The organism is Leptolyngbya subtilissima AS-A7, assembly GCF_039962255.1.
Lineage (GTDB): Bacteria > Cyanobacteriota > Cyanobacteriia > Phormidesmidales > Phormidesmidaceae > Nodosilinea.
The window spans coordinates 236,747-258,232 of record NZ_JAMPKY010000007.1; the positions used below are offsets into that span (position 1 = coordinate 236,747).

The following is a 21,486-nucleotide window of genomic DNA, read 5'->3' on the forward strand; positions in this document are numbered from 1 at the left end:
GTGGTTTGTGGGGGAAAATCTATCTACAATTTGACCCATTGGCGGGGCTGGTTCTCTAGCTCCAGGTTTGTAGGTATATCGCTGTGGCTTTACCGCTTCCACCCTATCTTCAGTTTCGCTCGGCGCTACATCGGCTTCAGCGGGTCCCCCCTTGGGCGCTGCTGTCGCTGGTGTTGAATGGGCTGCTGTTTATCACGGCGATGGCGATGCTGCGACAGCTGAGTCAAGCGGGGGATGCGGTGCTGCCCCAGGCCAACGCCTTTGCGGCTGACCCGCAACCGGTTGCCCCCTTTGAGCCTGAGTTGGGAAAGCGCCACAGCCTCGATTACGAGCAGTGGGTGGCGCTGCTGGCAGCCGAGGCTGAGGCTGCGGTAGCCATTGATGCGCCAAGTCAGACGGTTTTGCTGGGCGATTCCCTAACGCTGTGGTTTCCGGCCAACATGCTGCCGGGACGTAGAACCTGGATAAATCAAGCCATCTCAGGGGAAAAATCGACTGGCCTGCGCGATCGCCTCTACTTGCTCGACGGCACCTCACCCGAAGCGGTATTCATCATGGTGGGCATCAACGACTTGATCTGGGGCGGTTCTGAGGCCGACCTGGTGTACAACGTCCGCAAAATGGTGGACTACTTACACCAAACTCATCCCCAAACGCGAGTGGTGGTGCAGTCAATTTTGCCCCACGGCGGTGAAATGGCCACCTGGGAAGGGCGCGATCGCCTGGTGGCCGTTTCCCCCGATCTAATTCGCGCTGTGAATGCTCAGCTTAAGGCCGTAGCCGCCGAGACCGGGGCTGAATTTTTGGATTTGTATCCGCTGTTTGTCAATGGCGACGGTTATCTGCGAGCCGACCTTACTACCGACGGGCTGCATCTCAACCAGGATGGCTACATGGTGTGGCGCACTGCTCTGGCCCTGCTCAATGAGACAGAGTTTCAACCCTAGGGTGGGCAGCGGTTGGGGCATGCCAAAACTGTTCTGGACCTTCTATAAACCATGAGGGTGAGCAATCGCCCACCACCGTCAACGGACAAACCCCGGGCACTAGGCTAACGGCCAGATCCACAGCCGCAAAGCTGAGCCGGCGATCGCTAGGGCAAACCTCTACCTGAGCAGAGGTCACCCCTTGGCCATGGTGGGGCAGGATATAGGTGGCCGTAAGCGTATAGGAGCCGGCCGGCAGGTCATAAAAGCAGTAATGACCATCGCCGCCGCTCTGGGTTTGGTCGGGTCGGGCTAGGGCCAGCGGCTGCTCTAAGCAATCAAGCAACCGCTGCGCTGTTGCTAGAGGGGCCGAAGACCGCTGCCAGTCGGCAATGAGGTCACCGTAGTGGGCTTGAACATCAGGGCGATGGGCGATCGCAGCAACTAAAAGCGCCATGAGCCCTTCGGCAAAGGCCGCCGGGGCAGCAGTGATGCGCACCACGGCCTGGGGCATGATGTCGCCGGTAGCGGCGTTGGTGATGGTGCCTGCGATCGCAACTCGATAGGGTCGAGCAGCATCGGGCAAAGGCTGGTTGGCTGTCTGAGAGCCGGGCATAGCTATCTTCCAATAAAATTACAAGGTAAATCGGGCACTGCTGCACGAATCGGAGCGCGCCGGCCAGTCATAAAATCAGAACTGCTAAGCATTCGGCATTGCAAGGCACAACGGTTTTGCCTAGAAGTTTCGAGATTGCAGTCTGGTTAAGGTCTGGCAAGCCAGCTTGCAGCTAAGCCTGCCTGGAAAAACAAAGAGTTACAGAAGTAGCTTTAAAGCGCCTGGGCCTGATTGGCCCCCTAGGACCAGCGCATTTTTCAATGGCAAAGCAAATTTAATTGAGAGAGCAATTGCAAAGAATTTATTGTTAGCGTCAGCATATACTCGCGTGAAGCCAGAGGCTATTGCGAGCCCAAGCCCATGCTACTGCGATTTGTCGCAGCGTTGAAGTGCCGTTAAATTAAATTTGCATCAAGAACGTTTTGGGTTGTGTGATAGAAGGGCACCGAGGCAGGACAACAGACATGGGATAGTGGTTCAACGATGATTTAGATTTAGGCAGAATAGCCCACTGACGCTCACACTTATCTCATATCGGCACCAGTTCCAAGCGATAGCGATACAACGCCACAGGTTGATTCTGGGCCCTGAGAAACTCGGGATCCTGGGGCGACAAATACACCGCCGTCACCTGGTCAGCCCCCACGCGGGTGGCGAAACCCGACCCCGCAGAGCCGTCTGCTACTCGGCGATAGGCGGTGGTAGTTTCCACTTCATTGAAGTAAGGAATCGCAACGCCACCCCGAAACACCTGCTGAAACCGCTCCACGGTGATAAATTCAGCCTCCCCAAGCACTTCAACGGCTCGAGCCGTCACCGTGGACTCAAGCTGACGGTTGCCCTCCAGCAGCGTCACCTGGCGGTTGGGGTTGCCGGGGTCTACCTTGACCGCCTGCACCGCGGTCTCTCCCAGGTAGGCACGGGCCATGCTTAATCCATTAAAGGCGCGATCGGCCACGGTTTGCGGCGAACCGGCTACAGCGGGGATTAAACGCAGCGCGGCTCCCAGCGGGCCACGCTGCGCCCCTCGTGGTGCTGCTACAAACTGCACTGGACAGGTCACTGGTACACCCAGCTGAGCCCGATTACCCTCAAAACCAGGAGTCACCAAGTCAGGAGCCATGGGTGCTGCCAAATCGACTAGAGTGCTGGTAAGCTGCCACTTGCCCTGCAACCAATCGGGGTAAACCAAGTCACCTTGAGCCACAGGCAAGGCGGGCTTGGTGCCCCACTGGGGAAAAGCCGCTAGGCGCTCGACCAAACTTTGACCGCCCTTTAGAGCCGTCGCTCCCGCCGGAGCCTGACCGCTGCACAGTAGCCACACCGTCAGCAGCAGGGTGAGCCAGAACAGACGGCGGCGCAGAAGAGTGAGCAGCGATCGGGGCATAGATGAGCGACCAAGATGACAAGCTAGAACGACCTAAATTCAGACCTAGCATACCTTAGGTGAAGATCTGCTCTACGCCCCCGATTGGAATGGGCTAAGGGTTGGTTCACCGAACCTACAGACTGGATAGATTAGCTGATTTTTCTGGCCTACCTAAGCAGCGCAGATTGAGAACTGTTAAGGTTGCAAGAATCAGAACTGCCCTGGCTCAAACAACCGTTTACCAAGGCCGAGCTTCTGGCTATCCTAAAATATCTATCCTAGGGTAGAGGACACCTTCTTTTTGCTCCGACATTCGCTCCTGCGACCTGAAACGCTGGCAGTTATAACCCAAATCCCAATTATCGTCGCCGTTGAGGATTTCTTTTGGAAACGCCCCCCTCCAGTTCCCAGTTCTTCAGTTCTCAACTCCCCAACCTGCCGGCAGATATAACTGTCGCCGATCTACTGGAGCGCTACGCGGCGGGGGAACGAGACTTTCGCGGCATTCAACTAATTGGCGCTGACTTGAGTCGACAGAACCTCAGCGGGGCCAACTTTCGTCAGTCTAATCTGCAAAATACGACCTTTGCTGGGGCCACGTTGGTTGGGGCTAACTTCCGCGAGGCTAAGCTCACGGACGTCAATTTTAATCAGGCTACGCTGATTTTAGCCAACTTAATTGGGGCTGACATGGCCGATGCTCGCCTGGTGGGAGCCGACCTGAGTGAGGCAGGTATGCGAAGCGCTAACCTGGTGCGAGCTGACCTCAACCAGGCAGTTTTACGCGAAACCAACCTCAACGAAGCCGTGCTCGACCACGCTACGCTGCACAAGGCCGTGCTGAGCGAGGCTAGCCTCAGCCGGGGCAGAATGCTAGCGGCCGACATGGAAGGCGCTAACCTGGAGCACGCCAATATGACCAGTGCACTTATGAACCGAGCCGTCCTGCGAGGAGCCGTGTTAGTGGGTGCGGTGTTCACTGGAGCTACCCTCGAGGGGGCTGATTTTCAAGAGGCGGACATGAGTCGGGCTAAGTTGACGAGCACAAACCTGGTGAATGTCAATTTGTCCTATGCCAATTTGCGCGGGGCCAATCTGAGTTGGAGCTCGCTGCGGGGGGCCAATCTGCGGGGGGCAACCCTATATCGCACCCGCCTGAGCTGGTCAAATCTCAGCGGGGCTGACCTCACCGATGCGGTCATGATCAACGCCAAGCTCGACTACACCAACCTGCGGCGTACCGATGTGCACGGCACCATCATGCCCGACGGTTATACTATGGGCTCCCAGGAATAACGCTTTTTCGGCCAAGCCTGCTGGCTTCAGTTGGTTGGGTTAGGTGCCAAAGCATAGCCCGTCACTGGGAGGTAGCCGGTTTACTGTCGGGCTGGTTAGCCTGCATCGGTAGCTGTGGCCCCAAAAAGGGCCAATATACTGCTGTTAGGGAAGGGGGGGTATGGCGCAGATAGTCAACCATTTGGCGCTGTAGCGCCTGAAACTGGTCCTGGATTGCCAAAGCCTCGAGATGGAGTAGAGAGGGTAGGTAGCTGATCAACCCTTCTTGACGGTGCAGCCCGCTCTGCCGCAGTCGAGGCCATGCGGCTAGGCCCTCGGGCACGGTCTGACTTAGGCGCAGTGACATCGTAGTCGTTGAAAACGCATGGGCCACTGCGGGGTCTAAAGCTGGAGCGTAGGCTTCGGCCTCAGAAGTCTGCTGCATGATAAAGCTGAAGCTCACCCCTTGGAGAAAAATGCGCAGAGGGGCGGTGGTGACGTCGGGTAACTCAGCCATGAATGGAATGCGGCCCAAGTCGGCGTTGAGGTTGTTGGGATCGCCAACGCTCAAGTGTGACCCGCCCACCACGGTAACGAGATACTTATCGGCAGGTAGCTGCATGAAGGGGCGCAACTGTTGGCTGGCCATGGGCGTGACGGTATCGTGGGTGCCGGCCAGAACCAGGGTAGGCACCCGCACTCGGCTCAGTCCCGTTTCGCCAAACAGCACTCCGGTGAGGGGGTTGGCCACAATCAGCTGAGTGATCCGATCATCGCGCAGGTTAGCGTATTTAACGGGCAAGTCTTGGGCGGCGCACTGAAGCCAGTCGGCAGGGGAGACGTTGACTGGGTTAAGGGTCTGGCAGTAGGCCTCCAGCGATCGCAGATCCAGCGCCGCTCCAGCTAGGGCCAGCCCCGTATAGCCACCGAGGGAATGGCCAATGAAGGCTACCTCGTCCGTGTTGAGGCGATCGCGCAGGCTGTAGGAGTAGGTGTTGAGTCTTTCTAAGCGATCGAGCACGTAGCTGATATCGCGGGGCCGGTCAAGAAACTCGGTGGCCGGTAAAATGCGGCTCTGGGCAGCGGCCTCAGGCAGGTCATCGGGAGGCAACGACAGCAGGGCGGCAACATTGCTGCCGGGGTGCTCCACCGATACTACCGTAAGCCCATGGGAGGCCAGATGCTCGGCCAAGTAGGCAAAGAAGCGGCGATCGGCCCCAAACCCATGGGAGATCACCACTAGCGGGCCGTGGCTGTCTTTGCTCCAATAAATATCAAGGGGAATGCTGCGATCGCGGCTGTGATCGCGCAACACCAGCTCCCAGCGCTCAACCGCCGAGGAGCCTGTGGCAAAGGGATCGGTTTCCAGCAGCGGGGCAGGTTCGGCTGTTTCAGCCGCAGGGTCTTTGCGCAGCACTCGACCGAGCGCCTTACTCTCCATCTGCGCCAGCTGAAACTGAGAGGCCAGGGTGAGCAGGGTGCCCACGTCAATCTCTAAGGTGTCTTGGGGCATGGCCCGCAAAATACCCAGCAGGGTCAGGCCCGACTCTGCCTTACCCACCTGTTCGAGGGTAACTCGCAGGTCGTCGGCAGCTAGATTAGGCGCGATCGCCCGCAAAGTGTCGAGCAGCCGCGCTCCGCCGGGGGTCTGCAAAATCTCGTCTAAAATTACCTGGCTCACCTCGGGTTCTAGGGCGATTTCGCCCTGGAGTACCTCCTGAATGCTGGCGTTGAGCAGCGGCCGGTAAAGCCGCAGCGATCGGGGTACCTCACCTGTAGCAGCAAACGCCTGTAATTCATCAAGGCTCACCGTCTGAGACAGCCGCCCTAGACGCACCGTCACCGAATTTGCTGCCGCTGCCGGGGGGGCCACCGCCAACCCACCCACCAGCAGTCCGCTAGCTGCAACCGCGCCCCAGCCCCATCGTCTGAGGGGGGAGAAAAGACTCAAGCAAGACACTGTAGATCGCACGGCAAAAGGTTTAAGCGCAAGGGGGTTAGCCGACCAGGGTCGAGCAATGGTACAGAGTTAAGCTAGGAGTACAGTACCCAAATTTTCTCTAATCGTTAACTTAATCTAAACGACAGCTCCCCTGGCTGGCGGGAATCCATCATCAAGTTTTTTTGCGATCACTCAGTCGGTCAGCCCAACGCCCTTGTCGACTCAGGGGCTAAACCAACTGAGAAACTCAGTTCACCACCCTCACCCGACTAGTTGCTCAATGGCCCACATCGTTATTGGTGTCATGGGACCGGGAAGCTCGGCGACCCCGGCCCAGGTAAAGGCAGCCTACGCCCTTGGCCATGCCATCGCTTCTGCTGGCTGGGTAGTGCTTACTGGGGGCCGTCAGGTGGGTGTCATGGAGGCTGCCTGCCAAGGAGCCAAGGCAGCAGGCGGACTCACGGTGGGTATTTTGCCCTCCGCAAATGGGGCCGATTGCTCCGCTGCCGTAGACATTCCCATCCTGACAGGCTTAGGGGATGCCCGCAATGTCGTCAACGTGCTGTCGAGCCAGGTAGTCGTGGCCTGCGGGCTCGGTCCCGGCACCGCCGCTGAAATTGCCCTCGCCCTCAAAGCTCAGCGGCCCGTCATTTTGATGGAAATGCCCCCCAGCGCGATCGCCCTGTGGCAGAGTTTAGCGACCGGGCCGTTGGCGATCGCCGACACCGTTGCTGCCGCCATAGAGCAAATCCAGCAGTGGCTAGCACCCTGATCTCGTCTGAGATTGACTGACGCGCCCAAGATTTTCGACAAACCCGGTTACAGGCAACCAACGGTAGGTGTTACAGGCCACATTGGGGGTGTGATCACAGCCAGGAGACAAGAATTTATCTAATGTAAGGTAAGAGCTATGCCCTCCACCCGCTGGTGCCATGACCGACAACCAACCGTCCCCCAAGGAAAACTTTCTCTTCCCCCGCAGTAAATATTGGGGTGAATTTACGCCTCAGCAGCTAGCCTTTAATGCTAATTTGCAAGAATTTGCTCAGCGGGTTTCCTTAGTCTGCAACCTTGAAACCGGCGGCAAAATGTCGGCTGACGAAGCCTACGATGAAATCAAGCGCTTGTGGAAAGACCTAAAGACCTCCAAGGCCAATTTGCTAGATGCCAAAGCCTCCCCTCCGCCAGAGCTACCCCCCGAAGCCTAGCAATTCGACGGCGAGCCTAGGGGAGAATGGATTTTTCTGAGGACGTTAGCGGACATCTAAGCCTTCATCCTTGGTTCTAATAACGGTGAGCTAGGGCAAGTCCAAAGGTGCCGCTACAACGGGTCGGATTCCCTCGGTTGAGATGTGCAGGACTATTAACTCGCTCAGTTTTTTTGCTCTAGATGACCATTGGCTAGCTCTAAAACGCCGAGGAGGCCAACCAAAAGCTGACCAAGAATCCGGCAATGGTTGAGAATGTCACCGAGCCACCACCCATTTCGTAGGCTTCGGGCATCATGGTGCTGGCGACCATGGCGAGAATGGCCCCTCCGGCGGTGGCTTTGGCCATGGCCAGCATCCATTCAGACGCCACCGGCACCAGCTGACTGCCGACCATAGCTACTAATCCGCTGAGCAGCACCGCACCGCCCCACAGCGCCAAAATTCGCTGGGCCGAGGTGCCCGCCTGGCGCATGCCAATGGAGCTCGACATCGCCTCAGGAATGTTGGAGATAAACACCGCCATCAAAAATGACGCTCCCGTATGGCCTGTGCCCACGTGAAAGCCGATCACCAAAGCCTCGGGAATATTGTCGATCATGGTGCCCACCAAAATGGCCAGGGGGGCCGAGCTTTGGGCCAGCTCCTTAAACTGCTGCTCTGAGATGGGGATATCGACCTCAACGCTATCGAGCACCTGCCGCCGCCAGTGGTCATCATCCACCGGAACAAGCTTGGCGGTGGACTGGGTGGTTTCGCGCAGCCGCCGGGCCAGAATGCGGCTCAGCCCGCTGGAGAGCTGAGGGGCGTAGGTGAGCATGGCGTCGAAATCGGCCTTGTCGAGTTCGTAGAGCTCCATAGAGGTCTTAGCGACAACTGTGGCCGATCGCTCTTCTCCAGTCAGCAGCGCCATCTCGCCAAAGATTTCCCCAGAGCCCAGAGCGGCCAACCGCTGGGGGCCTTTGTAGATCTCAGCATCCCCCTCCACGATGAGGAACATGGAGTCGCCAGGAGCACCCTCCTGGCATAGCACCATCCCCGCCTCGACCTGGAGCGGCTTGAGCAGGGGAATAATTGCCTGCATTTCGTCAGGGGAAAGACTGTGAAGCACTTCGATGTGGCCAATGCGATCGAGCACCTCAGAGGCTTCATCCTGGCGGTGGTGGTAGAGAAACCGCCGCGACGACGACGGGTGGCGAATAAAGCCCCCCTGGTTGTCGATGTAGCCCACAATGACGGAAAACAGGGTGCCGCCCAGGGCAAAACCTGCCACCAGCGGCAAAAATCCGCTGCTCTGGTAGGCGGGCAGGGTAATGTCGAAGGCGATTGCAGAGAGCAGCGTGCCGCTGCCAAAGGCCATAATGGCCGCTGTGATCGATCGCGCCGGTCGCCAGGCAATCCCTAAAATGGCCCCTACTAGCAAGCTAGAGGCAGCCAACAACCCTTGAACTAGCGCAGCAATGGGAACGCTCATTGACGAAATGACGGGGCATTATGACCAGGTTACTGCACAATGCTCCGCTTCCTGGCAAACTAGAGCCTAGGATTTTAACCGGTCTATGGTCTGTCTGCTATGAACCAACCGACCCAGCGCCGTCGCTCCGGCTTCAATCGTCAACCGCGTCAGCGTCAGACGAGACGGCCCTCCAACCGCCGCCCCTTTTTTGGATTGTGGCTGCTGTGCGGCCTGCTCTACGCCGTCGCTGGCCTAATTTTGACCTCCCTGGCCAACCCCTGGATCTGGCTGGTGGCTGCCGGGGGCACCGTAGTGCAGGGGACAACCTTAGCTGGTCCCGAAGCGCTAAAGCGATTTCGGTGGCTGACAGCCAATCTGTTGGTGCTGGGCAGCATCGTGGGGGGTACAGCCCTAGCGGTGGCGCTCTCGATCGCCCTCAACCACCTGGGCACCGACAACCTCGATGAACTCACCCTCGGCAGAGCATTTTTGGAAATAGTGCTCTACAGTCTGCTGGCGGTACTGCTAGCAGTACTGTGCAGCCTAACGACGGCGGCCCTGGGCGATCGCCTGCTGCGGCGCAATAAAGGCAGCAGAACCAGCCTGATTTTGCTGCTGACCTGTCTGCTGGGGCTGGGGTTGGGGGGCGCAATCGGGCTGCTAATTACCAGGCTGCCCGTCGCTTAGGCAATGGCGTAGCGAAAACTGAGGGTGGCCCAGCGATCGTGGTGCAGGGCGTAGTAGTCAGCGGCAGGCTTTCTCTCCTCGTCAGAGCTGGTGCTGAGGTCTTGTAGCAGCGCTTGGGCCAGCCGCAGGGGCTGGGGCACCGGGCGAAAACCTGTAGCCAGCGATGGGGGATCGTCTCCCAGCACGGCTAGGCACTGATCCAGAGGCTGGGTGCTGAGAATGACGTAAGCTTCTACCCAGGTGGCCACCCCCGGCATGGCCCAGCCAGCCCCATCGGCGGGAATAGAAATGAGCTGCCCCGGTGATAGGGGAAGGGCAACGGGCGGAACTTCGGCCCCATCAGCGGCGATCGCATCAGGCAATGTGACCAAGGCGTTGCATTCTCCCCGGCTGTCAAAGCTAATCCACAGCAGGTGGAGGATTTGGGTCGAGGTGTTGGCTAAGCGGTAGCCGATACGGCCATCGCGGGGCAGCATAATCGGGTCATCGGTCGCCGACCTTTGGGCCTGTCGAATGGCTAGGGGCCAGGTGACGGCAGGGCTGCGCTCGGTAAGCTGCACCAGCAGCGGCATGGGCTTGGGCTGCACCGCCTCTAGCAGCGCCGCCGCCCCCACCTGGGAGGCCCCATGGTTTTCGGTCAATCGCACTAGCTTAAGAGCCAGCAGGGTTTGCAGGTAAGGAGTAAGCCGGTTGACCGTTGTTTTCACCGCCTCTTCTTTGGCCAGCATGGTGCCAGGCAGCAGGGTGCGGTTGGGGGCAAACAGCCCATAGCTGCTCTCCGCAGAGCGTTCTCCCCCCTGGGAGGCTCCCCGAGCATCGCTATCCAACTTAGGCGAGGCCTCGCCAGCATTGGGTAGGGCAGCGGTGAGGGTGGGGGCTGGGCCAGTAGGCAGTCGGCCAAATAGGCAATCAGCGGCCTTTTCACCAGCGGTCACCGAGGTCACCAGGGGAATGCTCGACAGGGCGCTAGTAGCATCTACCCGCTCCACCCGCTTGAGCTGGCTGTCGAGGGCCACAATTAAATCAATGGTTTGGGGCAGCCGCCGCACCTGCTCGAACAGGGGCTGATGGGCGATCGCCGGTGGAGAAACCTCGCTCTCCAGAGGCCGGACCACGGCTTTTAAGCCCGTGCGCGACTCCAGCCGTAGGAGCACAGCTGCCCCATCGGCTTCGGCCATCAGGCGAGAACCGGGCTGTAGGTAACGCAGCACCTGGGGCGGCACACCTCCTAGCCACGCGGTCAAAGGCCGCTCATCGCTGCGCGGCAAAAGCACTCCTGCCGCTGGCGGCAGCTGGGGCGTTAGGCCGTAGGTCGTTGGGCCAGTGTAAGGCGGTAGGCGATCGCTTAGACCGGGCTGCTGGTCAGCCCCTACCCAACGCTGGAGTCGCGAACCAGCGCGCTGTATCAAGACCTTAGCCGTGGAGTCAGGTTCTGTTTCCCAAAGGCTCTGGGTGAGGGCGTAGGTGAAGACCCCAGCGCTAAACCCGTCCCAGTAGCTTTCTAGCACCAGTCGCCCTAGGTCAGCCGCTCGCAGCACTAGCCCTGGCCAGGGAGCGTCTAGCGGCAGGGAAGATATTTCCGTGGGCGACGACACCATACCCGTAGGCACCGTCGGCCGGGATCTAACTCGGGAATTTCCCCAGCGCAGGTAGCCCGCATCCTGACTGCCGGCATCGATGACAGTAGTCAGGTTGGCAGTGGCCAGGGACTTGAGCTGAGCAACGATTTCGGCCTCAAGTAGATCGCCCAAAACAGGATTGGCTTCGCTGGGTAGGCGGCTATCCACTGTTACCCAGGCGGCCTGTAGCGCGTTCGAGGGTTCGGCCCCAACCACTCGCACCTGACTGCCGTAGCCGCTAAAGTGCAGCAGCACAACATCGTCGGCCTGGGCCTGCCGCACTAAATGTTCGTCAATGGCAGTCAGAATGTTGGCGCGGGTGGCCTCCTCGTTGATTACCGTGACCACATCCGCTGACTGAAAGCCAAAGCGATGCACCAGCAGCTGCCGCTGTAGTTCGACATCGGTGACGCAGCCCCTAAGAGCAATATCTTGGGCTACTCCAGGGTCGAGGGCGCGATCGGGGTAGGCATTGATGCCAATCAACAGGGCCAGCCGACGACGGGCGGGCTTGGCCAGGGCCTCTTGGTAGCGGCTATAGGTTGTTAGCCAAGCCGTACCGCCTACTCCCAGCGCTCCTAGGGCCAAGCTTGCCTGCTGCAAAAACGCCCGTCGTTTCAGTGTCACCGAGTTGATTGCATCCTACTAGCTGACGGCTTCGGGAACCCGCATGGCCTTAGCCAGCTCCGCCGCCACCTCGGGCCGAGAAAACTCAGGGGGGGGCAGCTCGCCGCGGCGCAGCATCTCCCGTACCTTGGTACCCGACAGGTGAATCCGCTCGTCCTTGGTGCTGGGGCTAGTTTTAGAGGTGGCCATGCCCCCGGTGCGGGTGCAGTAGAAGGCGTGCTCAAACTTCATGGGCACGATGCCCAGCTCCGTCGGCTCAAACTCGTCGAAGATGTATTGAGCGTCGTAGGTGCCGTAGTAATCGCCCACTCCAGCGTGGTCGCGGCCCACAATGAAGTGGGTGCAGCCATAGTTCTTGCGGATCAGCGCGTGGAAAATCGCTTCCCTAGGGCCAGCGTAGCGCATTGCGGAGGGATTGATCGCAAGAATCACGCGGTCTTGGGGGAAGTAGTGTTCCACCATAATCTCGTAGCAGCGCATGCGCACATCGGCGGGAATATCGTCGGATTTGGTGGCCCCCACCAGCGGGTGCAAAAATAGCCCGTCAACGGTTTCTAGAGCGCACTTTTGAATGTACTCGTGGGCCCGGTGAATGGGGTTGCGGGTCTGAAAGCCGACGACGGTTTTCCAGTTGCGATCGCGAAACAACGCCCGCGAGGTAGCTGGGTCAATCTGGTAGGTGGGGAAGAGGGGATGGGGATCGCGCTGGAGCAACCACACCGGGCCAGCCAAGTTTACCGCCCCTTGGTCGTAGACCACCTTGACGCCAGGGTGCTTCTCGTCGTCGGTGCGGTAGACGTTGATAGCCTCGTGGGCCTTGTCGTAGGTGTATTTTTCTTCCAGTTCCAGCACGCCGACAAAGCGACCAGTTGGGTCATCCAGGCGCACTAGACTGCCCTCTTGCAGGGGGGCGGCGGTGGCTTCATCCACCGACAGGGTAACCGGAATTGCCCAGGGTAGGCCGTTGGCGAGGCGCATGTCGGTGACCACGGTGTCGTAGTCGGCTTTCTTCATGAATCCGTTGAGAGGGCTAAAACCGCCAATGGCAATCATTACCAGGTCAGAGAAGGCCCGCTCGTCCAATCTCACCCGAGGCAGGGTATCGGCTTTGTCTGAGAACTGAGTTCTTTGGTCGGGCGTCGCTAGGCGATCGACCAGAGTGCCGCCGTGGGGGGCAATACCGTTTTTTTCTAGAGTCATGGAGATACCGCTGCCTTCTGCTGATGATGAAACACGAAAGATTTGAAGCCAAGCCATGGCCTAGCTGACCAAAGCAACTCCGGTTTTCCGCTAGGGAAACGGGGTTAACTGTCTTGTTCTATGAAATTACATCTTGGTACCAATGTCACCCAGGCGCTGAGCTGTCTCTGGGGATGGCCAACTCTAGCCCGCCACCACATTAATCGCGATTGATCTGCTTCCAGAGGGGGTGAGATGGTCCCTGGGCTGCAATGCGATCGCACAATTTTTCGAGTCGTCGCTGCTCGTCTTTGGTCATGCCCCACAAAATGTAGCGGCTCTCAGCCACCAATAGGGCAACGGTCAGGCCCACGCAGAGCCCCAACCCCAGGGCGGCAGGACGGTTGTAGGCCAAACCCAGCCGTACCGTTGACCAAGTGAAGTACTGGCGCAGTTGGGCAATCTCAGGGCGCAGGCTCCACAGGCTAAGGGGCGCTACCGTCAGCCACAGCAGTCCGCTAGTCGCCCACCAGCGGCGTAGCATGACGGCACGCAGGCGCTCTAGAGGCGCAGGATAGCTAGGGGTACCCATGGCTAAAATTCCGTCAGCTTTGGGTTTCGGGCTGAGCTTCTGCCAAGTCAGGGTCATCGCTGTAGGCTTGGCCCGTGCGTTCTCGCCACAGGGCTAGCAGCGAACTGGCCACAAAGATGCTGGAGTAGGCCCCGGCGACAAAACCCACAATCAAGGCCAGAGCAAAATATTTTAGGGTGGGGCCACCAAAGATGACGATCGCCACCAGCGGCAGCGTTGTTGTCAGTGAGGTATTGATCGAGCGGGCTAGGGTTTGGTTGACGGCGCTGTCGACAATGTCGTTGATGTGGCTGCCGGGGCTGAGCTTCATGTTCTCACGGACGCGATCGTAAATCACCACCGTGTCGTTGACCGAAAAGCCCACAATGGTGAGCAGCGACACGATGAACAGACTGTCGACCTCAACGCCGAGCACCAGCCCCAAGATGGCAAACACGCCAGCGGTAATAATCACATCGTGAGCTAGAGCCAAAATCGCCAGCAGCGCATAGTCGAGCTTAAAGCGCAGGCTCATGTAGGCGACAATTCCGGCAAAGGAAACCAGCAGAGCGAGCAGGCCTGCCACCAACAGCTGTTTCCCCACCACCGGCCCGACGGTATCAATTTGGGTAGAACCAGGGTCAAAGGGGCCGATGGCCTCGTCGAGTGCGCTTTGCAGAGGCGCACGCTCATCTACAGTCAGGGTGCGGGTGCGAATCGAGAGCACCTGCTGGTCTTCCCCTAAAAGCTGAAGGCTGCTGGAGTCGAGCCCCTGATCTCCCAATACCTGTCTAACGTCTGCTAGCTCTAGCGGTTCGGTACAGCTATCGGTAGTCACGCAGGCCCGGGTCAGCTGTAGCCGGGTGCCGCCAGCAAAATCAAGGCCCGGCTTGAGGGGCGCCCCCAGTTGCTGCCACGAGATCGCCATGGCCACGAGGCTGACCAGCACCAGCCCTATCGAAATTCCCCACCACAGACCGCGCTGCTTAATAATGTTGAGCTTCATGGGGCACTCCTAGGGGCGAACGGTGTCGGGGCGAGCAGTGGTTAAGCCGGGGCAAAACAGGCTGGGGCGCCGAAACTGCGGCAGGCTAATAGCTAAGAACATCAGGGTACGGGTGCAGGTCAAAGCAGTAAACATGCTGATAATGACACCAATGGCCAGGGTTAGGGCAAACCCCTTAACTAGCCCGGCGCCAAAGTAAAACAACGCCAAACAGGAGATCAGGGTTGTGACGTTGCCATCTAAGATGCTTGAAAAGGCTCGGTAGAAGCCCGATTCAACCGAGCGGTAGAGGGTTTTACCCGCCTGTAGCTCTTCACGGGTGCGCTCAAAAATCAGCACGTTGGCATCTACTGCCATGCCGATGCTGAGAATAAACCCGGCAATACCCGGCAGGGTAAGGGTCACCCCCAGCAGGTTAAAGGCCGCCCAGGTGAGCAGGGCGTAGATGATCAGGGCGATATCGGCTAGGACACCGGGCAGGCGGTAGTAAATCGCCATGAACACCAGCACCAATCCCAAGCCAGCGATGCCGGCGTAGAGGCTGCGCTGAATACTATCGCGGCCCAGGGTAGGCCCTACGGTGCGATTCTCAACCACCTCTACAGGTAGGGGCAGGGCACCACCGCGTAGCTGAATCTCTAGGTCGCGGGCCGACTCGGCAGTAAAGTTGCCAGAGATAACGGCGCTGCCCCCGGTGATGCCGGTCTCAGCGTACTGCACATTCACTGTTGGCGCACTGAGCAGGCGGTTGTCGAGAAAGATGCCGATGGTGCGGCCGGTACCGGCGATCGCCTTACTAATCTCAGCAAATTCGTTGCCGCCCTCACTGTTGAACTGAATCACCACCTCCCAGAGGGTGCCGCTGGTGGGCCGGGCGATCGCATCGGTCAGCTTGTCTCCACCCAGGGTGCTGGGCTCAAACAGAGCCGCCACGGCCTTTTCGCTGGCGGTGATATCGGCCTGGAGCTTGTCGATACGAGCCTGGGTATCGCTGTTCATTTCCCCGTTCGACGGCAGGGTGGCCTGGAGTGCCGCTAGCTCGCCCAGGTGACCTTGCAGCACCTGATTCTCGATCTGGAGCTGCTGGTCGGTGCCGGGCCGCTGGGCGCGAAACTCTAGCTGTGCTGTGCCCCCCAACACCCGCTCTGCCTGCTGAGGATCGCTGACGCCGGGCAGCTGCACCAGCAGCTGGTTGTTGCCCAGCTGCTGCACCACCGCTTCCGAAACGCCCAGGCCGTTAACTCGGCCTTCGACCACGGTTTGCACCGCCTCCAGCTCCCGCTCAGTGATAGTGGGAATGGCGGCGGTGGGCTGTACCTGGATGGTGAGCTGAGAACCCCCCCGCAGGTCTAACCCCAGACGGGTGGGTATCTGGGTTATCACCACCACGGAGGCGATGGTGATAACCAAAATAACCCCTAGCCAAGCTCGATATTTTGCCATTGCGATTTGCTGCGGTGTGGGTGCGGATAGTGATCCCTTGGAATGGGCAACGCCTTGGGGATCGCGGCGATGGGGAGGACTGTTCCTAAATAAATATTAGGCGGAGGTAGGCGATGCCCACCCTGCAGCGGCTCCCTAGACCTTAAGGGCGACCATATTTTCGACGGCAGCCTCGATTTGTTTGGGCTGCACGATGGTCAGTGTCTCTAGCTTACCGTTGTAAGGGGTGGGGATGTCTTGGGACGACAGGCGCACCACCGGGGCATCGAGTTCGTCAAAGTAGCGATCATTAATAGAGGCAATGATTTCAGCACCAATACCACCGGTTTTCATGCACTCTTCCACAATAATGACCCGGTGGGTCTTCTTGATTGAGGCCCCAATGGTGTCGAAATCTAACGGCTTGAGGGAAATCAGGTCAATCACCTCGGGGTCAATGCCTTTCTTCTCTAGGCCCTTGACCGCCTGGGTAACGTGGTGGCGCATGCGGGAGTAGGTGAGGATAGTGACATCCTTGCCAGGGCGCACAATTTCGGCCTTGTCTAGGGGCACCACGTATTCGTGGTTGGGCAGCTCTTCTTTGAGGTTGTAGAGCAGCACGTGCTCAAAAAACAGCACCGGGTTGTCGTCGCGAATGGCGGCCTTAAGCAGCCCCTTGGCGTTGTAGGGAGTGGAGCAGGCGACAATTTTCAGCCCCGGCACCGCCTGAAAGTAAGCTTCGAGCCTCTGGGAGTGCTCGGCCCCCAGCTGCCGCCCCACGCCGCCAGGCCCACGAATCACCATAGGAATTTTATAGTTACCGCCTGAGGTGTAGCGCAGCATGCCGGCGTTGTTGGCGATCTGGTTGAAGGCCAGCAGCAAGAAGCCCATGTTCATGCCCTCGATAATCGGGCGCAGGCCGGTCATGGCAGCACCGACGGCCATGCCAGTGAAGCTGTTTTCGGCGATCGGGGTGTCGAGTACGCGCAGCTCGCCATACTTGTTGTAAAGGTCTTTGGTGACCTTATAGGAACCGCCGTAGACGCCGACATCTTCGCCCAGAACAAAGACGGTATCGTCGCGGCCCATCTCTTCGTCGATGGCCTCGCGCAGGGCGTTAAATAGGAGGGTTTCTGCCATTGCTTTGGTCTAAATAGGGTAGGGGGTTGAGTGGGTGGATGGGTGGGCGGGTAGGGTGCATTCGCGGTCAACTCCCCTGGGGGATTCTCAAGCCAATGTCGTACCGCAATGCACCGTTTTTAGAGGCCGTAGAGTGGGCACTGCCCACCGCTAGATATGCTGAGTTTCAAGCGCTTATGCCGGTTTCAGGGTGCTCACTCGTCGGCGAAGATATATTTATAGAGGTCATCGGGGCTGGGCTCGGGGCTCTCTTCGGCGAAGGTGAGGGCGTCGTCGATGCGGGTCTGGATGCGATCGCGCACTTCCTTCAGCGTCCCCTCGTCGGCCAGATTCTGCTCTAGCAGGTAGCCCTCAAACCGCTTGATGGGATCGCGGGCCAGCCAGGCTTCTTTTTCGGCCTTCGATCGCAGCTCGTCGGGGTCAGCCAGCGAGTGGCCCCTAAAGCGGTAGGTGAGAGCCTCGATCAGGGTGGGACCTTCGCCCGCGCGGGCGCGGGCAACCGCCTGCTGAGCAACCTCGCGCACGGCCATCACATCCATGCCATCAACTTCAACGCCGGGCATGCCGAATACTGCGGCTTTTTTATAGATCTCGGGCTGGGAAGTGGCGCGCTCGTGGGCCATGCCGATTGCCCACTTGTTGTTTTCCACCACAAATAAAATCGGCAGCTTCCAGAGAGCGGCCATGTTCAGGCACTCAAAGAACTGGCCGTTGTTGCTGGTGCCATCGCCAAAGAAGCAGGCGGTGACTTGGTCGGCGTTGGAGTCACCTAGAGCGTCGCGGCGGTAGCGCGACTGAAACGCTGCCCCCAAAGCTACGGGAATGCCTTCGCCAATAAAGGCAAAGCCCCCCAGCATGTTGTGCTCGCTCGAGAACAGGTGCATCGAGCCGCCTCGCCCCTTGCTACAACCCGTTTCTTTGCCAAACAGCTCGGCCATGACATTCTTGGCGGGCACCCCAGCGCTGAGGGCGTGGACGTGATCGCGATAGGTGCTGCACACGTAGTCGTCAGACCGCAGCGATTTGATCACCCCGCTAGAGACCGCTTCCTGGCCGTTGTAGAGGTGCACGAAGCCGAACATCTTGCCCCGGTAATACATCTCGGCGCACTTGTCCTCAAAAAAGCGCCCCAGGATCATGTCTTCGTAAAGTCTCAGCCCCTCTTCGGGGGCGATCTGAGCTGCTGGAGCGTGGAATTGGGGTAACGTCCGTTCTTGAACCATGGGTTTGCTGGGTCCTACGCCGCGATGTCCAACATTTGACTATACCGAAAAGTATCCCCCCTTGGGCAGAGAGCTGGCTGGGATATGCCTTTCATCATACCGACCGGGCTGCAGGGCTATGGTGCTCGACTTGGCCATCAAGCCAAGATCATGCTGACCGTTGTGCCCACTAATTGGTCTCTGCTGCTCACTGTGAAACCGTCTGGAGTTGGGAATAGGATCTTTATTCAACCTTTAACGTGCTTACCGACTAGGTGAATGGTCTTTACCTGTAACTGAACCGGGCGCTAACCCTGCGATCGCGCTAAAGCATCTCGCTGACCATAGATTGAGCTTAGACACTAATGGAGCAGCCAGAGATCGTCGGCTGACTAGTCAAGGGTCGCGATCGCTCTGGCAGCGGCGGCAAAGATGTGTTATAAACTTCACTTTTGTCCTGATTTTGGGGCAAACGCGATAGGGTGTAGCTATTTCCTAGAATGCCGTTGGGTCACAGAGTGGCACGGTCTAGGAAAAGTGACGGTTGAAACTAGGTCTTAGGGCCATGGATGCGTAGCAAAGACTTGGGGGCAAAGATGGATCCTGAGGGTGCGGTGCGCGTTAAAAGTTCGGCGGTTTAGACAGTCCGCAATAAATCTTTTCGGATACTATTTCGAGTGAATTCGCCGTTGGGGACGTGAGCTGTGCAAATTCCGTTAGATTACTACCGAATTCTGGGGTTGCCTATCCAGGCAACCGCCGACCAGCTGAAACAAGCCCATCGCGATCGCGGCTTGCAGCTGCCCCGGCGCGAATTCTCTACCGCCGCCATTGAGGCCCGCAAGCAGCTCATCGACGAAGCCTACATAGTTCTGTCTGACCGCGATCGCCGCCGTAACTACGACAGCAAGTTTCTCGCCAGCGCCTACACCGTCGATATGGCCCCCGAGCCACTGCCCGAGGGTGTGCCGGGTCTAGAGGTAAGTGCCGACGCGGGAGAAGCGGCGCTCAGGTCGCTCGCCACCGAGCCCGGCGGCAGCGAAGCCCAAAGCTCCAAAATTGAGATCGAGAGCGATCAGCTGGTTGGGGCTCTACTGCTGTTGCTAGAGCTAGGGGAATACGAGCAGGTGCTTCAGCTGGGTCAGCCCCAGCTAGTCAACCCCTACGCCAGCGGCGGTTTAGCTACCCCCGAGCCCGCCCAGGATGACGTGGTGCTCACCCTGGCTCTAGCCTGCCTTGAGCTAGGCCGCGAGCAGTGGCAGCAGCGTCAGTACGAAATTGCCGCTGAGTCACTGCAGACAGGCCATGAGCTGCTGGCTCGAGGCAACCACTTTCCCGCCATTCGGGCTGAGATTCAAGCCGAACTGTACAAGCTGCGGCCCTACCGGGTGCTAGAGCTGCTGGCCCGCCCTCTCGACCAAACCCGCGAGCGCCGTCAAGGGCTCAAGCTGCTCAAGACGATGCTCGAAGACCGGGGCGGCATCGAGGGAACTGAGGACGACCTCTCGGGCCTAGCGATTGACGACTTTTTGCGCTTTATTCAGCAGCTGCGTGACTATCTCACCGCCAGTGAGCAGCAGGAGCTGTTTGAGCACGAGGCCCGCCGCCCGTCACCTGTGGCCACCTACCTGACCGTCTATGCCCTGTTGGCTCGGGGCTTTGCCCGCCACCAGCCTGCCCTGGTGCGCCGCGCCAAGCAGCTGCTGCTGCGCCTAGGGGCGCAGCAAGACGTCCACCTAGAGCAGGCGGTGTGCGCCCTGCTGCTGGGCCAGACCGAGGAGGCCAACCGCGCCCTGGAGATGAGCCAGGAGTATGAGCCCCTGGCCTACATTCGGGAGCACTCGCGCCAGTCGCCTGACCTGTTGCCAGGGCTGTGCCTCTATGCCGAGCGCTGGCTCAAGGATGAGCTGTTCCCGCACTTTCGCGACTTCAAAGACCAGGAGGCCACCCTCAAGGACTACTTTGCCGATGCCCAGGTGCAGGCCTACCTGGAGACTATGCCTACGGGTTCGGGTGCAGAGCTGCGATCGGAACCGCGCCAGTCAGCCGCTTCCCAGGGGGTGTTTGAGCAGTCCTCCATAGCCACCGCCCCGGGGACGGGCCAATTTCCAACGGCTCAGTTTCCAACAATTGAAGGGTCGTTGCCCATTGGGGCCCCCACCATGCCCAACCCCGCCGCCACCGTCCGGCGCCGTCCGCCTGAGCCGCCCCCCGGCAGCAGTCGCCGTCCACCTGAGTCAGCCTCCGTCAGCAACAGCAATGGTGCTTATCCTAGACCGGCTGCCCGCAACGGCAATGGTCGCCCGAGCCAGCCCGAGCCCCGGCTTAGATTGGCAGAGGAAAACATTCCTGATCCCGAGTTTCGCAGCGGCTATGCCGACGATGACGACCTCTCAGTGGCCGAGCGGGTCGCTCAGCTGTCACCTGAGGGCAAAATGACCACACCGGGGAGCGAGGCACCGACTAAGTCAGCACCTGAGCGACGACCCACGCCAGAGCCAATCGCCCTAGATGGGGATCAAACTCTGCCGCCCGCCATTGCTCCTGGGCGGCGCAGTCGCGGGGCACCCCACTGGGGTCGGTTGGCCCTGGTTGCAGCAGCGGGTATTTTGGGGGTCGGAATTTTGGGTTTTGGCACCATGCGGGCATTGGGCTGGGTTACTGGCATCTTTAGCGGTCCTAGAATTTCGGGCAAACCCCTGGACATTCGCGTTGACCAACCCGCCTTCGAGATTCCAGAAGCGCCGCCAGCCCCTAGCGAGATTGGCGTCAACGATATGGCCGGTAGAGTGATCAACGAGTGGCTAGAGATTAAGCGGGGGGCATTGGGCGAAAGCTACCAGGGCGATCGCCTCGATGATATTCTGCTCGAGCCCGTGCTTACCCAGTGGACTCGCCGAGCCGATGCCGCCGCCGCCGAAAGCTGGTATTGGGAATACGAGCACAAGGTGGAGATTGAATCGGTCACCCCCGATGACCCAACCGCTGACAGTTTGCAGGCGATCGCTGTAGTTTCTGAACAGGCGAAGCTGTTTGAGTTTGGCGTTGAAAACGCTGACGCCGCCTACAATGACACCCTGAGAATGCAGTATGACCTGGTGCGCCAGGATGGCAAGTGGTACATAAAGGGCATGAATAAGTTAGCCGATGTGAATTAGTAGGTAATAGCTGGGCTTTCTGTTCAGAGACCGGTTATTGCCCTGACCGCCGCATGAGTTACCATAAACGCCCCTTTCAAAGG

General features: G+C 59.0%; 17 protein-coding genes. 6 read left to right on the plus strand and 11 right to left on the minus strand.

From position 1 onward, the window contains the following. Positions 1-83 precede the first annotated feature (83 nt). Positions 84-947, plus strand: coding sequence for a GDSL-type esterase/lipase family protein (locus tag NC979_RS16540; protein ID WP_190517555.1), 864 nt, complete (start codon positions 84-86; stop codon positions 945-947). Here NC979_RS16540 and NC979_RS16545 read toward each other — a convergent pair. Next, entirely contained in the window at positions 922-1,542 is a 621-nt protein-coding gene (locus tag NC979_RS16545; protein WP_190517557.1) for a peptidase associated/transthyretin-like domain-containing protein, read from the minus strand. The genes NC979_RS16540 and NC979_RS16545 overlap by 26 nt on opposite strands. A gap of 529 nt (positions 1,543-2,071) precedes the next feature. Beyond that, positions 2,072-2,929, minus strand: a complete 858-nt coding sequence (locus tag NC979_RS16550; protein WP_190517559.1) for a DUF6816 family protein — start codon at positions 2,927-2,929, stop codon at positions 2,072-2,074. A 366-nt stretch (positions 2,930-3,295) separates the two neighbouring features. On the opposite strand from NC979_RS16550, the gene NC979_RS16555 reads away from it, so the two are divergent. Further along, the gene (locus NC979_RS16555) at positions 3,296-4,207 is read left to right on the plus strand and encodes a pentapeptide repeat-containing protein (protein ID WP_199308750.1); all 912 of its coding nucleotides are present in this window, start codon (positions 3,296-3,298) and stop codon (positions 4,205-4,207) included. A gap of 61 nt (positions 4,208-4,268) precedes the next feature. On the opposite strand, the gene NC979_RS16560 is transcribed toward NC979_RS16555, so the two are convergent. Beyond that, entirely contained in the window at positions 4,269-6,137 is a 1,869-nt protein-coding gene (locus NC979_RS16560) for an alpha/beta hydrolase (RefSeq protein ID WP_190517562.1), read from the minus strand. Between the two features lie 271 nt (positions 6,138-6,408). On the opposite strand from NC979_RS16560, the gene NC979_RS16565 reads away from it, so the two are divergent. Beyond that, positions 6,409-6,900, plus strand: coding sequence for a TIGR00725 family protein (locus NC979_RS16565; protein WP_190517565.1), 492 nt, complete (start codon positions 6,409-6,411; stop codon positions 6,898-6,900). A gap of 160 nt (positions 6,901-7,060) precedes the next feature. Further along, positions 7,061-7,336: a DUF7219 family protein gene (locus NC979_RS16570; RefSeq protein ID WP_190517567.1), complete on the plus strand. Its 276-nt coding sequence runs from the start codon at positions 7,061-7,063 to the stop codon at positions 7,334-7,336. 199 nt (positions 7,337-7,535) lie between these two features. Here the strand turns inward: NC979_RS16570 and NC979_RS16575 are convergent, their stop codons facing one another. After that, the gene (locus NC979_RS16575; RefSeq protein WP_190517570.1) at positions 7,536-8,810 is read right to left on the minus strand and encodes a cyclic nucleotide-binding domain-containing protein; all 1,275 of its coding nucleotides are present in this window, start codon (positions 8,808-8,810) and stop codon (positions 7,536-7,538) included. A 99-nt stretch (positions 8,811-8,909) separates the two neighbouring features. Here NC979_RS16575 and NC979_RS16580 point away from each other — a divergent pair, with 99 nt between their 5' ends. Next, positions 8,910-9,479, plus strand: coding sequence for a hypothetical protein (locus tag NC979_RS16580; protein ID WP_190517573.1), 570 nt, complete (start codon positions 8,910-8,912; stop codon positions 9,477-9,479). On the opposite strand, the gene NC979_RS16585 is transcribed toward NC979_RS16580, so the two are convergent. From NC979_RS16585 to pdhA, 7 genes are all read right to left on the minus strand, one after another. Beyond that, a complete protein-coding gene (locus NC979_RS16585) occupies positions 9,476-11,725 on the minus strand; it encodes a caspase family protein (protein ID WP_190517575.1) in 2,250 nt (749 codons plus the stop codon). The genes NC979_RS16580 and NC979_RS16585 overlap by 4 nt on opposite strands. 18 nt (positions 11,726-11,743) lie before the next feature. Continuing rightward, positions 11,744-12,925: a sulfate adenylyltransferase gene (gene sat, locus NC979_RS16590; RefSeq protein ID WP_190517578.1), complete on the minus strand. Its 1,182-nt coding sequence runs from the start codon at positions 12,923-12,925 to the stop codon at positions 11,744-11,746. Between the two features lie 199 nt (positions 12,926-13,124). Then, positions 13,125-13,496, minus strand: a complete 372-nt coding sequence (locus NC979_RS16595; protein ID WP_190517580.1) for a hypothetical protein — start codon at positions 13,494-13,496, stop codon at positions 13,125-13,127. Between the two features lie 13 nt (positions 13,497-13,509). Next, on the minus strand, positions 13,510-14,481 hold the full coding sequence (gene secF / locus NC979_RS16600) for a protein translocase subunit SecF (protein ID WP_190517583.1): 972 nt from the start codon (positions 14,479-14,481) through the stop codon (positions 13,510-13,512). 9 nt (positions 14,482-14,490) lie between these two features. Next, complete coding sequence (gene secD, locus NC979_RS16605) at positions 14,491-15,924, minus strand: protein translocase subunit SecD (protein ID WP_190517585.1); 1,434 nt, start codon at positions 15,922-15,924, stop codon at positions 14,491-14,493. Positions 15,925-16,059: 135 nt separating this feature from the next. Further along, positions 16,060-17,043: an alpha-ketoacid dehydrogenase subunit beta gene (locus NC979_RS16610; RefSeq protein ID WP_190517587.1), complete on the minus strand. Its 984-nt coding sequence runs from the start codon at positions 17,041-17,043 to the stop codon at positions 16,060-16,062. Between the two features lie 194 nt (positions 17,044-17,237). Continuing rightward, entirely contained in the window at positions 17,238-18,266 is a 1,029-nt protein-coding gene (gene pdhA, locus NC979_RS16615; RefSeq protein WP_190517590.1) for a pyruvate dehydrogenase (acetyl-transferring) E1 component subunit alpha, read from the minus strand. Positions 18,267-18,949: 683 nt separating this feature from the next. Between pdhA and NC979_RS16620 the strand changes: the two genes are divergently transcribed. Beyond that, positions 18,950-21,403, plus strand: a complete 2,454-nt coding sequence (locus tag NC979_RS16620) for an IMS domain-containing protein (RefSeq protein ID WP_190517592.1) — start codon at positions 18,950-18,952, stop codon at positions 21,401-21,403. Positions 21,404-21,486 lie beyond the last annotated feature (83 nt).